Annotated in this window: 11 protein-coding genes; 5 read left to right on the top strand and 6 right to left on the bottom strand. The window is 63.1% G+C overall.

All coding sequences use genetic code 11. The annotated features are described in order from the left end of the window. Positions 1-22 precede the first annotated feature (22 nt). Together H2509_RS14405 and H2509_RS14410 are read left to right on the top strand one after the other, a co-directional pair. A complete protein-coding gene (locus H2509_RS14405) occupies positions 23-631 on the top strand; it encodes an NUDIX domain-containing protein (protein ID WP_182166435.1) in 609 nt (202 codons plus the stop codon). 64 nt (positions 632-695) lie between these two features. Next, positions 696-1,895 carry a lytic murein transglycosylase gene (locus tag H2509_RS14410; protein WP_182166437.1) on the top strand — a complete coding sequence of 400 codons (1,200 nt, stop codon included), beginning with the start codon at positions 696-698 and terminating at the stop codon, positions 1,893-1,895. 7 nt (positions 1,896-1,902) lie between these two features. Here H2509_RS14410 and H2509_RS14415 read toward each other — a convergent pair whose 3' ends face one another. Continuing rightward, positions 1,903-2,130, bottom strand: coding sequence for a hypothetical protein (locus H2509_RS14415; protein WP_182166439.1), 228 nt, complete (start codon positions 2,128-2,130; stop codon positions 1,903-1,905). Positions 2,131-2,205: 75 nt separating this feature from the next. On the opposite strand from H2509_RS14415, the gene H2509_RS14420 reads away from it, so the two are divergent. After that, on the top strand, positions 2,206-3,702 hold the full coding sequence (locus tag H2509_RS14420; protein WP_408022681.1) for an aldehyde dehydrogenase family protein: 1,497 nt from the start codon (positions 2,206-2,208) through the stop codon (positions 3,700-3,702). 41 nt (positions 3,703-3,743) lie between these two features. Further along, complete coding sequence (locus tag H2509_RS14425; RefSeq protein WP_182166441.1) at positions 3,744-4,496, top strand: SDR family oxidoreductase; 753 nt, start codon at positions 3,744-3,746, stop codon at positions 4,494-4,496. Positions 4,497-4,501: 5 nt separating this feature from the next. Here H2509_RS14425 and H2509_RS14430 read toward each other — a convergent pair whose 3' ends face one another. The 5 genes from H2509_RS14430 to H2509_RS14450 all read right to left on the bottom strand — a co-directional run bounded on the left by H2509_RS14430 (position 4,502) and on the right by H2509_RS14450 (position 11,022). After that, entirely contained in the window at positions 4,502-5,755 is a 1,254-nt protein-coding gene (locus tag H2509_RS14430) for a response regulator (RefSeq protein WP_209001971.1), read from the bottom strand. A gap of 267 nt (positions 5,756-6,022) precedes the next feature. Then, entirely contained in the window at positions 6,023-7,312 is a 1,290-nt protein-coding gene (locus tag H2509_RS14435; protein ID WP_182166445.1) for an NAD(P)/FAD-dependent oxidoreductase, read from the bottom strand. 16 nt (positions 7,313-7,328) lie between these two features. Continuing rightward, the gene (locus tag H2509_RS14440; RefSeq protein WP_182166447.1) at positions 7,329-8,726 is read right to left on the bottom strand and encodes an aspartate aminotransferase family protein; all 1,398 of its coding nucleotides are present in this window, start codon (positions 8,724-8,726) and stop codon (positions 7,329-7,331) included. A 97-nt stretch (positions 8,727-8,823) separates the two neighbouring features. Continuing rightward, positions 8,824-10,218 (bottom strand): glutamine synthetase family protein, encoded by a 1,395-nt coding sequence (locus tag H2509_RS14445; protein WP_182166449.1) that lies wholly within the window; start codon positions 10,216-10,218, stop codon positions 8,824-8,826. A 114-nt stretch (positions 10,219-10,332) separates the two neighbouring features. Then, complete coding sequence (locus H2509_RS14450) at positions 10,333-11,022, bottom strand: GntR family transcriptional regulator (protein WP_182166451.1); 690 nt, start codon at positions 11,020-11,022, stop codon at positions 10,333-10,335. A 164-nt stretch (positions 11,023-11,186) separates the two neighbouring features. On the opposite strand from H2509_RS14450, the gene H2509_RS14455 reads away from it, so the two are divergent. After that, on the top strand, positions 11,187-12,578 hold the full coding sequence (locus H2509_RS14455; RefSeq protein WP_235974962.1) for a glutamine synthetase family protein: 1,392 nt from the start codon (positions 11,187-11,189) through the stop codon (positions 12,576-12,578). Positions 12,579-12,786: the final 208 nt, after the last annotated feature.

Here is a 12,786-nt window from a genome sequence, read left to right on the forward strand (position 1 = left end):
CACAAGCCAGGGGCGAGGCGAAATGGCAGACAGACGAGCCGATACCCGATCAGAAATCGTCGAACGCGATGTGATCCACTCCGGTTTTTCGCGATTCGAACGCGTTCTCGTGCGCCATCGACGTCGCGACGGAAAAGAGCAACTGCTTGAACGGGAATTCCAGCATCGCGGCGATGCGGTCGGCGTGTTGCCCTACGATCCCGAACGCAGGGTTGGCATTCTGGTGCGCCAACTGCGCGTTCCCCTGCTGGCACGCGGCGACGGTTCTTCGAACCTCATCGAGGTTCCCGCCGGACATCTGGAGGAAGGGGAAGACGCCGCCGGGACGGCGCGCCGCGAAGTCCTGGAAGAGGCCGGCCTTGCGCTCCGGGATGTCGAGCATGTCGTCGACGTGTTCCCCTCGGCCGGCATGATCACGGAGAAGCTCCATCTGTATCTTGGCCGCTATGTGGCGGCCGACCGAATTGACGCCGGTGGCGGTCTGTCCCATGAGGGCGAGGATATCGAGGTCATCGAATGGCCGCTTGCGAGGATGGTGCAGGCGATCGCCACGGGAGAAATCCGCGATGCGAAGGCGATCATTCTCATCCAGGCCCTGATGCTCAGGGAGCCCGGCCTTTTCGCGACGTAAGGGGTTGCGAAGCGGACGTGATGCGGCAACCTTAGGCGGGCGTGTCGTATCGACGGAAAGGGCCATGCTGCGGATCGCACTCTTCCTCGCCTGTCTTGCCGTCCTCGTGCTTCCGGCACAGGCACAGAGCTATCAGGTCGAGTTTGAGCGGTTCCTGGCGACAAAGGTCGTGCCCGCCGCAAAACGTGCCGGCATCTCGGACAAGACGTTGCGCCGCGAGCTGGGCGGCCTGAAGCCGGATACCTCCCTGCCCGGTCTCGCCAGGCCCGGGCAGGACAACGTACCGCCCAAGGTCAATTACCAGGCCGAGTTCAAGGCACCGGCCAGCTATTTCAGCGAAAAGCAGTTCAACGCACTGGTGCCGAAAGGGCGAGCGATCCTTCAGCGGGATGCCAAACTGCTGGACAGGATCGAGAAGACCTACGGAGTGCCGCGCGGCATTCTGGTCGCGATCTGGGCGCGGGAAACCGGCTACGGAGCGGCGAAACTGCCCTATGACGCCCTGACCGTGGTGGCAACACGGGCCTTCATGGGACAGCGGCAGTCATTTTACTTCGAAGAGCTGATCGCCGCGCTGAAAATCCTCGATCAGGGCTATATCGGCCGAGCGGCATTCCGCGCTTCGTGGGGAGGAGCACTTGGGCAGCCGCAATTTCTGCCGTCGAGTTTTTTGAAGTTTGCGGTCGACTTCGACGGCGACGGCCAGCGCGACATCTGGCGTTCGGATGCGGATACACTGGCCTCGATTGCCAACTACCTGAAAAGTCACGGCTGGGTGACGGGTCGGGACTGGGGTTTCGAGATCGTGTTGCCCGCACATGTCTCCTGCACCGGCGAAGGGCCGGATCGCGGCAAGCCAATTGCCGATTGGGCAAAAGCGGGTGTGACCCGCGTCAAGGCGAGGGAATTCCCCGGACACGAGGTTCCGCGTGACGGTTTCCTGCTTTTGCCCGCCGGCAGATACGGCCCCGCGTTCCTTGCCACCGAGAATTTCTATGTTCTGAAGGCCTATAACGAGTCCGACGTCTACGCGCTTTTCGTCGGCCATCTCGCCGACCGGCTGTCGGGGGGAGGCGGGTTCGCCTCGGGTTGGAAGGCAATCCCGACGGCAACGCGCGGCGCGGTGCGCAAGCTTCAGCTCGGGATGGAACAGCAAGGTCACGACGTCGGCGGCGCCGATGGCCTGATCGGCTTCAAGACGCGCCGCACTTTGGGGCTTCTGCAAGAAAAAAACGGGCGCGCGGCGACCTGCTGGATAGACTGACCGGCTCTCATCCATGTTCCGCCGGCCAGAAGCCGGTGACGGGATCGCGGCTGAGGATCCTGATCTCGACTTCCCTGGAGCCACAACGGTGGCAGGAGAGCCGCTGCTGAAGCATCGCCGGCGTTTCGTTGTCGCCAACACCGCGTCCGAGATACCTCAGCCTTCCGCAGTCCCGGCACAGGACGGCAAGCCGAGCTCCTCGCTCCCTGATGTCTTTCGCTGTCTCTTCAGTCATTTGCCTGTTCCTGCCATTGCGGCAGTTGGGCCCATCGGCTACCGTTTTTCCATACAGGATCGGCGCTCCAGGTAAATACCAACAGAACAAAAACCTGGAAGCAGGGACGAGTCGCGGGGAGGAAGCGTGGGAAGCGACTATCTCGCCTTGGTGGACGGACGCTCGTGTCAGGCTGCGACAGGCGTCTACATCGACATGGTCTCGCCTTCGGACGGACTGCCTTTCGCTCGCGTCCCGCGCTGCGATGCAGCAGATGTGGGTCGGGCCGTGGTCGCCGCGCGGCGCGCTTTCGAAGATGGACCCTGGGCGAGGACTTCGGCTCTCGAAAGGGGGCGCATTCTCAGCCGGCTGGGCGAATTGATCCGCAATTCTTCTGAAGAACTTGCAGAGATCGAAGCGCGCGATACGGGCAAGCCGATCCGCCAGGCAAGGGCGGATATTGCCGCCGCCGGCCGCTATTTCGAATTTTACGGCGGGGCTGCCGACAAGATGCATGGAGACACGATCCCCGTGCAGGAGGGCTTTCTGGCGCTGACCCTGCGCGAACCCCATGGCGTGGTTGGCTCCATCGTTCCGTGGAACTATCCGTCGCAGATCATGGCGCGCGTTGCTGGTGCCGCGCTGGCCATGGGCAACACCCTGGTCATGAAGCCGGCCGAAGAGGCCTGTCTTTCCGTGATCCGGATCGCGGAACTGGCCCTGGCAGCGGGTTTGCCGGCAGGATGCTGGAACGTCGTGACCGGATACGGCGAGGAGGCGGGCGCGGCTCTGGCCAACCATCCCGGGATCGATTTCATCACTTTCACCGGGTCGCCTGAGGTCGGGGCGCTCATCCAGTCGGCGGCCGCGAAAAATCACGTCGGCTGCACATTGGAGCTTGGCGGCAAGTCGCCGCAGATCCTGTTCGCCGACGCGGATCTCGACGCAGCCCTTCCTGTGATCGTCAATGCGGTTATCCAGAACGGCGGGCAGACCTGTTCCGCCGGCAGCCGGTTGCTGGTCGAGGTGGGTATCCTGCCGAAGATATGCGAATTGCTGCGTATCAGATTCCGTTCGCTCGTCGCGGGAGCGCACGACCGCGATCTCGACCTCGGCGGGCTGATCAGCGCCCGGCAGGCCGCGCGGGTGGAGGCGTTCGTGGAGGAAGCGCGGGCGGCAGGTATCCCGCTGATCGCCGAAGGCAGTATCGCGCCGGATGCTCCAGATGGCGGCTTCTATTCGCCGGCGCGCGTGTTCGGGCCCGTTGGGCCGGGAGAGAGGCTTGCCCGGGAGGAGGTCTTCGGGCCGGTCCTTTCCGTTATCCCCTTCGCGGACGAAGGGGAGGCGGTGAAGCTGGCGAACGCAACCGATTACGGGCTTGTCGCCGGTGTGTGGACACGGGATGGCCAAAAAGCGATGCGGGTGGCGCGCAAGGTGCGGGCGGGGCAGGTATTCGTGAATTCCTATGGCGCCGGTGGCGGCGTCGAACTTCCGTTTGGGGGCTTCGGGAAATCCGGCCATGGTCGCGAGAAGGGCCTGGAGGCCCTGCGTGAATTTTCGGCGCTGAAAACTGTCATCTTCAACCACGGTTGATCCGGCGACCCGGAACGAAAAAAAGCGGGAGGAAACAGGTGATGGCGGGACGGCTCGACGGCAAGGTTGCGATCGTCACCGGGGCGGCGTCGGGATTTGGCGAGGGCATGGCGAAGCGTTTCGCCGAGGAGGGCGCCAGGGTCATCGTCGCGGATCTCAACCGCGCCGAGGCATCGCGCGTTGCCGCGGAGATCGGCGAAGCGGCGCGCGCGGTCACGGTGGACGTCACGGTTGCCGCCGACGTCGAAGCGATGATAGCCGCTGCGACCAGCGGGTTCGGCGGTCTGGATATTCTCGTCAACAACGCCGGCTACACGGACCGCAACGGCTCGTTGCTGGAGGTTGACGAGGAGACGTTCGACCGCATTTTCGCGGTGAATGCCAAGGCGATCTATCTCGCTGCGTTGAAGGCCGTGCCGGCCATGGAGGCTGCCGGTGGCGGCGTCATCATCAACACTGCGTCCACCGCCGGCCTGAGGCCGCGCCCCGGCCTGACCTGGTACAATGCCTCGAAAGGCTGGGCGATTACCGCAACGAAATCGATGGCCGTCGAACTGGCGCCGAAGAATATCCGCGTAAATGCGCTTTGCCCGGTTGCCGGAGAGACCGGGATGCTTCACCTCTTCATGGGGGAAGACACGCCGGAAAAGCGGGCGCAATTCAAGGCGTCCATTCCGCTTGGCCGGTTGTCGAGGCCGCTCGACATAGCCAACGCCGCGCTATGGCTTGCTTCAGATGAAGCGGAATTCATCACCGGCGTTGCGCTCGAGGTCGACGGCGGGCGCTGTATCTGAGGTCCTTATCTGGCGACGATACGGTTGCGGCCGTTGTTCTTGGCGTCGTAGAGCCTGACATCTGCGACGCGAAGCGCATTCTGCAAGTTGTCCTCATCGCCATCGGAAAGGCCGACACTGACTGTCAGTTGTCCAAGGCCTTTCAGAAAAGGGTCCGACTCCGGCGCCAGTGCAAGGCGGTCACGCACCTTGTTCAGGAGTGAGACGGCTTCATCCATCGGGCAACCCGGCAGGATGACGCAGAACTCGTCGCCGCCGAGGCGGGCAGCGAAGGCATTTTCCGGCAGCAGCTCTGTCAATGTCTGACCCAGATAACGGATCAGGTGGTCACCGACCTCGTGTCCGAGCGTGTCATTGACGCGTTTGAACCGGTCGATGTCCAGGGCCGCGACCGGAACCGATTTCTGGCCGGAACGACAGCGGCGATAGAGCGCATCGCCATCGGCGAAAAGGTGACGACGATTGGACAGGCCGGTCAGCGGATCCCGATGCGCCAGTTCCGAAAGCAGCTCGATACGGTCGAGCATGTCGAGGTTCTGGGAAAGGCGTAGCATGAACTCTTCCGGCGTGCTGGACTTCGAAATGAAATCATTCGCGCCGGATTTCAGGAAGCGGGCGGTCGTTTCCGGACCGGCCTGACCCGACAGGCCGATGACGGCAACCTGATGCATGCCGTAGCGCTGGCGCAGGGCCTTCAGCACTTCGAAACCGTCCATATTCGGCATTCGGTGATCGAGAATGACAAGCTTCAGGTTCTCGATCCCGTCAAGCATCTCCAGGGCCTGTTTCGCGCTGAGGGCCACATGGACGCGAAGCTGATAGGCCTTTAGGCGTCGTTCGATCACGGCAAGATCGGCGCGGGAGTCGTCGATTACCAGAGCATCGATCGACCGGTTCGCGACGATGCGTTGCACGAGCGTCGTCAGGAACGAGAGGCTTGAAGGGCTTTCCTTCAGCACATAGTCGACGACGCCCTTTTCGAGGACCGTGCGGCGCAATTCGTCGTCGAAGCGCCCGGAAAATACGATTGTCGGAAGCCCGGCGGCGATCGTGAGATCCACGATTTCGCCATTGGGGGCATCGGGCAGCGTGAGGTCGACCAGGGCGGCGGCCGGCTTGAAATCCGGGTTGTCCAGCAACTCGCGAGCCTGGGCACAGGTCGTGGCGGAAACCACATTGAAGCCGTGTTGATCGGTCAGTTGTCGCCTGATGACGCGCTCAAAGAAAGCCGCATCCTCGACTAGCAGCACCTCGGTCATCATTCCTCCGCCGCTCATAGTCCGACCGTTCAGCCCGAACCGTTCTGCGCTCCGGCGGCGCGCAGACGCAGGAATGTTCAGCGCCTTCGTGTTTGCAAACCCGCCTGCGCAATCCCCTGACGGGATGGCGTCTGCGATGGAAACGCCTTCTTAAAGGCTTTTGCAGTCAAGCACAGAAAGGTTGACTCTTCTTAAAATTCAAGAATGTAAGTATTTTCCCGTCATACAAGGACGGGATTCGGCAACTGCCGCCCAAGCGGGCCACGTCTACAGCCGATCCCGCAGCGCGAACCAGCTCATGGCGAGCACCAGGATCGGCCAGCGCAATAGCCGTCCGCCGGGAAACCGAGCTACCGGCAGGGACGACATGATGTCGAAACGCTCGCTGTCGCCGATCATCGCCAGCGCTGCGATATGGCCCGAGAAACCCGCGATTGCCACGCCATGGCCAGAGAAGCCCGCGGCAGCGTAGACGTTCTTTCGGACGCGCCTCAGGTAAGGCAGGCGGTTCTGCGTCACCGCAAGAGTGCCGCCCCAGGCATGGTCGATCTTCACGTCGGCCAGTTGCGGGTAGATGCCGAGCAGGTGCTTGCGGACGAAGGACGCGATGTCGGCGGGAAAGGAGGGGCTGTAGGTCTCGCCGCCGCCGAAGAGCATGCGCCGATCCTTGGTCAGGCGCCAATAGTGGACGACGAAGCGGCTGTCGGCCGCCGCTTCTCGGCCAGGTATGAGCGCATCGGCTCTGGCTTCATCCAGCGGTTCCGTGGTCAGGATATAGTTGTTGATCGGCATGACCCGGGCATCGAGATCGGTATCCAGCCCTGCCAGGTATCCGTTGCCGGCAAGAAGCACGTCCCCGGCATCCACGCGTCCGTTCGTTGTTTCGACGACAACGCGGCCATTTTCTTCAACGAGCCGTGTCGCGCGCGTGGCCTCGTGGATCGTCACACCGGCGGCCTCGGCGGCCCGTGCCAGCCCAAGCGCCAGATTCAGCGGATGAAGGTGGCCCGCCTCCCGGTCGCGCGTGCCGCCGAAATAGACATCGGTGCCGATTGCCTTTGCCAGGGCGTCGCGATCGAGCTTGTCGATCGCGTCATAGCCGTAGTCGCGGGAGAGTTTCTCGGCATAGGCCAGCTCTTCGGAGAGATACCGCTCCTTGTGAACGGCATGGATCAGTCCCGGCATCCAGTCGCAATCGATTCGATGGCGGTCGATCCGCCCTTTCACGAGAGCTTTGGCTTCCTGGGAGAGGTCCCAGAGCCGCCGGGCCATCTCCTTGCCGAAAGTATCCTCCAGGTAGCTCTGATCCCGGCGCTGGCCGGTATGCAGCTGGCCACCATTGCGACCCGACGCGCCCCAACCGATCAGGTTTTCCTCCAGAAGCACGACCTTTCGGCCGGCTTCCGCAAGTGTCAGTGCCGCATGGAGCCCCGTATAGCCGCCGCCGACGATGCAGACATCGGCCGAAGCGGAGCCTGCGAGTGCCGGCGCCGGCTCGCGGGGATGGGCGGTTGCCGTGTAATAGGACGGCGCGTGGGCCTGCGCGATTTCGGTCATCGGGCGAGGTCTCTGACTATGCGGCCAGACGTCCGTCGCGCTTCAGCGCCTGATAGGTGTCGTCCAACGTCTTTTGCGTGCGCTCCACCAGGATATCCGCCTCGTCATGCGAAAGAACGAGTGGCGGCGAGATGATCATGCTGTCGCGCACCGCGCGCATGACGAGACCGTTGTTGAAGGAGATGTCGCGACACAGCGTACCGACCTCGCCAACAGGGGCGAAGGCCTTCCTGCGGTCACCCTTGGCCGGGACCAGTTCCAGCGCGCCGACCAGACCCACCATGCGCGCTTCGCCGACGAGCGGGTGTTCGGCCAGCGCCTTCCACTTCGCCTGCAGATAGGGGCCGATATCGCTCGCCACGCGCTCCACCAGCTTCTCGCGTTGCATGATCTCCAGATTGGCAATGGCAGCCGCGCAGCAGGCCGGATGACCGGAATAGGTATAGCCGTGGAAGAATTCGCCGCCGCGCTCGATGAAGGCATTGGCGACGCGATCGGAGACCATGACGCCGCCGATCGGCAGGTAGCCCGAGGACAGGCCCTTGGCGATCGGCATAAGGTCGGGCTCGATGCCGTAATATTCGCTGCCGAACCAGGTGCCCAGCCGGCCGAAGCCGCAGATCACTTCGTCGGCGACGAGCAGGATGTTGTATTTCTTCACGATCCGGGAAATCTCGGGCCAATAGGTATCCGGCGGAATGATGACGCCGCCCGCGCCCTGGACCGGTTCGGCGATGAAGGCGCCAACCTTTTCCGGCCCGATTTCCTCGATTGCCCGTTCGAGCTCGCGGGCAGCCCACAGGCCGAATTCATCCGGGCTCATGTCCCCGCCCTCGCCGAACCAGTAGGGCTGGGCGATGTGGTGAACGCCGGGCACGGGAAGATCTCCCTGGGAGTGCATGGCCTTCATGCCGCCCAGGCTGGTGCCGGCGAGCGTCGAGCCGTGATAGCCGTTCCAGCGCCCGATGATGACCTTGCGCTCGCCTTCGCCCATCAGGTCCCAGTAGGTCCGCACCATCCGGAAGACAGTGTCGTTGGCTTCGGAGCCAGAGCCGACGAAGAATACGCGGTTGAATTGCGGTGGCGTCAGTTCGGCGAGCTTTTCGGCGAGTTCGATTGCCGGCGGATGGGTCGTCTTGAAGAAAGTGTTGTAATAATCAAGTTCGCTCATCTGAGCATGGACCGCCTCGACGATCTCCTTCCTGCCGTGCCCCACCTGGCTGCACCAGAGCCCGGCCATGCCGTCCAGGTAGCGGTTGCCGTCGGAATCGGTCAGCCACACGCCTTCGGCATGGGTAATGATGCGGGACCCTTCGCGGCTGAGCGCGCCGGTATCGGTAAAGGGATGGATGTGATGAGCGGCATCGCGAGCCTGCAGGTCCTTGGTCGGATAGAGATTGGAATGGGCAGGCATGTCTCGCATCCTCTGATTTTCCTCGGCCGTCTCGAGCGGCCGCAGCAACGCAATTGTCGATCGAACATCCAGGCAAGGGTGCCGAACGAAAGGAGCCTCACACGTTGAGCAGCAGGTACTCGCGCTCCCAGGGGCTGATGACGGCCATGAAGGTCTCGAACTCCTCCTGCTTTACGGCCCTGTAGGTATTGACGAATTTCTCGCCGAACACCTCGATCAATTCCTCGCACTCGCCGAAGAGCGCGACGGCTTCCAGAAGGCCGCGGGGCAGGGCGTGCATGACGTCGCTCGAATAGCCTGTCTTGGGTTCGTCCGGCGTCAGGTTGCGCGTCATGCCCAGATAGCCGCAGGCAAGCGACGCGGCGATGGCAAGATAGGGATTGGCGTCGGAGGAGGGGACGCGGTTCTCGAGCCGGCGCGCCGCGGGCTTGGAGTTGGGAACCCGCAGGCCGACCGTGCGGTTGTCGTAGCCCCAGAAGATATTCACCGGCGCCGTCGTGTTGCGGCTGAAGCGGCGGTAGGAATTCACGTAGGGCGCCATGATGCTGGTCACGGATGGCAGATAGGCCTGATGCCCGGCGATGAAGGACAGGAATTTCGCCGAAGCATCTCCATCCGGCGTCGAGAAGATGTTGTCCCGCGTTTCCTTGTCGAGCACCGACTGGTGGATGTGCATGGACGAGCCCGGCTGGTTCGACATGGGCTTGGCCATGAAGGTGGCATACATGTCGTGCCGCAGGGCGGCCTCACGGATCGTGCGCTTGAACAGGAATACCTGATCGGCGAGTTCCAGCGGATGGCCGTGACGCAGGTTGATCTCCATCTGCGCCGCGCCTTCCTCGTGGATCAGCGTGTCGATCTCCAGGCCCTGGGCTTCGGACAGGTCGTAGATGTCGTCGATGAGGTCGTCGAACTCGTTGAGCGCCGAGATGGAATAGGACTGGCGGCCGACCTCGGGCCTGCCAGAACGCCCTTTCGGCGGCTCAAGCGGGTAGTCCGGGTCGGTATTCGGCTTGACTAGATAGAACTCGATCTCCGGTGCGATCACCGGCTCCCAGCCTTCTTCGGAATAGAGCTGGAGGACGCGCTTCAGCACGTTGCGCGGCGCGGTCTCGATCGGAATCCCGTCACGGGTATAGGCGTCGTGGATGAGCTGCGCGGTCGGATCCGTTTCCCAGGGCACCGCCGTCAGCGTCGAGTAATCCGGCCGGAAGAACAGGTCGCCATCCGTCGGATTGTGCTGGAAACGGTCGTCGTCGGGCGGGTAGTCGCCGGAGATCGTCTGGGCGAAGATCGATGACGGCATGGTCATCGTCGGGCCGGAGAAGAACTTCTCCGTCGGCATCATCTTGCCGCGCGCCACGCCCGCGAGGTCCGGCACCACGCATTCGATATCCTCGATGCCGCGCTCGGCAAGCCAGGCGTGAGCTTCCTCCAGCGTTTTCACGCCGCGGCGGCTGTCGATGGAAAGGGCTTTCTTCTTCTTGCTCATGAAGAACCGTAGGTGTCCGGATGCACATGTTGGCAGCCGGAGAAGGCAGACTTCTCTGCTGCGTTGGGAAAATGGTCGAAACAGGTCAATTTGTGATCACATTTCGAATGATTGTCAATCGCCGGCCTCCTGGAGGAGGTGCATGCCGGCGCCGATATCGGCGGCGATGGCCGCTTTCAGGGCCTGTCGGTCTCCGGCAATGATCGCTGCAATCGCATCCTTGTGGTGATCTTCGAGGGCGGCGGTGCCCACTCGGCCGTAGACGATGCGCATGAAGGGCGCGAACTGCAGCCAGAGGCTTTCCACCAATGGCAGGAAGACCTTCGATTCCGCCGCCCGATAGATACGGAAATGGAAGTCGTGGTTGAGCCGCATATAGGCTTCGGCATCGCCGCTTTCGATGCTGCGGTCGATGGCATCGTCGATGCGGGTGAGGTCTTTTGCATCCGCCCGACTGAGGTTCCCGGTCGCCATGGCCGCGAGCTCAGGCTCGAGCATCTCCCTTGCCCGCATGATTTCGACCAGCCTTGCCGGGGTCATCCGGGGTACCTCGATGCGGCCGTTCGGCCTGATATCGAGTGCGTTCTCGGCCGCCAGCGAGCGGATCACCTCGCGGATCGGCATCGGGCTCACGCCAAGATCCTGCGCAAGTCCACGCAGCGTTACGGGGCGTCCCGGAACGAAGCGGCCGGTCAGCAGCGCATGACGAATGGTTCGCTCGACGCGTTCGCGCGCCGAGCCCCGCTGTGGAGGCGTGCCATCGCCGACGTCGGGCGGAATTGTCTTCGCGAGCGGGTCGTTCATCGAGGCTGGCGGTCTTTGGTTGCTTGACAGGTCTCTTTCTACGTGATCACATTTTCATCGGCTCGGCAATGATCCACGCAAAGCAGCTCGCCACAGGGACGGGCCGGACGGCGGAGCGGAAGGGGAAGCCGTGCGGCGCCGCCGCCGGCAATTTGGAGGATTTCATGCTGCAATCCGTGCGCGCCCCGATGGGGCGACCGGCGGGGACCGAGAGCTGGAAGGATGTTGTCGACGCCTTTCTGGCCGAAAACCCGGATCTCGATACGCTTGAAGTCGTCCTGCCCGACACCAACGGCGTGCTGAGAGGCAAGTGGCTGCCCGGCAGTGCGCTACGCAAGGTTTTCGAGGACGGCGTCGCCTTGCCGTTCTCGCTGTTTGGCCTCGACGTCTGGGGCCGCGAGGTGGAAGAAACCGGCCTTCATATCGAGACAGGCGACAAGGACGGCGTGTGCTGGCCGATCGCCGAGACGCTGAAGCGGGTTCCCTGGGCCGAGCGGCCGACCGCGCAGGTGCTGCTTTCCATGTATCACCGGGATGGCAGCCCGTTCCTCATCGATCCGCGCCATGTTCTCAGCCAGGGGCGCGACAGGCTGGCGGCGATGGGGCTTTCGGCGACTTCAGCCTTCGAGCTTGAATTCTACCTCTTCGAGGATCAGGCGGACGGCGACTGGGGCGGCCCGCCGAAGCCGCTTTTTTCCACCCATCTCGGGCCGGCGCGGCAGAACATGTATGCGTTGTCGGACCTGGAAGCGCTGATGCCGCTGGTCGACGACATCCGGCGCGGTGCGGATGCGCAGGATATTCCCGCCGACGCCGCGGTCTCGGAGGCGGCACCCGGGCAATTCGAGCTTAACCTGCATCACCGGGACGATCCCCTGGCGGCCGCCGACGACGCGGTTCTGCTGCGCCGTCTGGTGGCCGGTGTCGCGCGCAAGCACAATCTCAAGGCTTCCTTCATGGCCAAGCCTTTCGTGGAATGGCCGGGCAACGGCATGCATGTGCATGTCAGCATGGAGGATGGCGAAGGCAATATCTTTGCAAATGCGGAAACCGGCGCGACCCGGCAAGGGCATGCAATTCGCGGCCTGCTCGACACGATGACGGAAGCGCACCTTCTTTTCGTGTCGACCTTCAACGGCTTCCGCCGCATGCAGCCGGGCTCCTATGCGCCGACCTCTATCTGCTGGGGATTTGACAATCGCTCCGTGGCGCTTCGCGTGCCGGCGGCCAAGCCGGAAGCCGCGCGCATTGAACACCGCATTGCCGGCGCGGACGCCAACCCCTACCTCGTGCTGACCGGGGTGCTCGCCGGCGTGGTCGAAGGCCTTCAAAGGGCCGAAGAGCCGCCCCCGCCGGTGGAAGGCAATGCCTATGAGAAGACGGCAACCCGCCTGACGCCCTGGATGGATGAGGCGATCGATGCCTTTGCGGCATCCGCCCGCATGAAGGATGCGGTCGGCGTTGATCTGCACAAGGTACTGGTGGATATCAAGCGCGAGGAACTGACCGCGTTCGGGCGCGAGATCTCGTCGCTCGAGCGGCAAACCTACTTGTAAACTGCGGGGCTGCGGCCTTCGCGAAAATGAGAAACGGGGAAAAACCGGAGCGGGGCGACTGTCAGGTGCCGGGATCGGATGGCGAAGCGCTGAGGAAGGCCCGAGATCCGGGCTTTGGATAGCGTTGCGCTTCCTGCGATTGAAGGTTTCCTTCCGACCGCAGGTTGATCTAGGGTCAGGACAATTCGACTGCCGGGATGTGGACGTG

Origin of the sequence: Stappia albiluteola (assembly GCF_014050225.1) — a bacterium.
GTDB classification, from domain to species: Bacteria; Pseudomonadota; Alphaproteobacteria; order Rhizobiales; family Stappiaceae; genus Hongsoonwoonella; species Hongsoonwoonella albiluteola.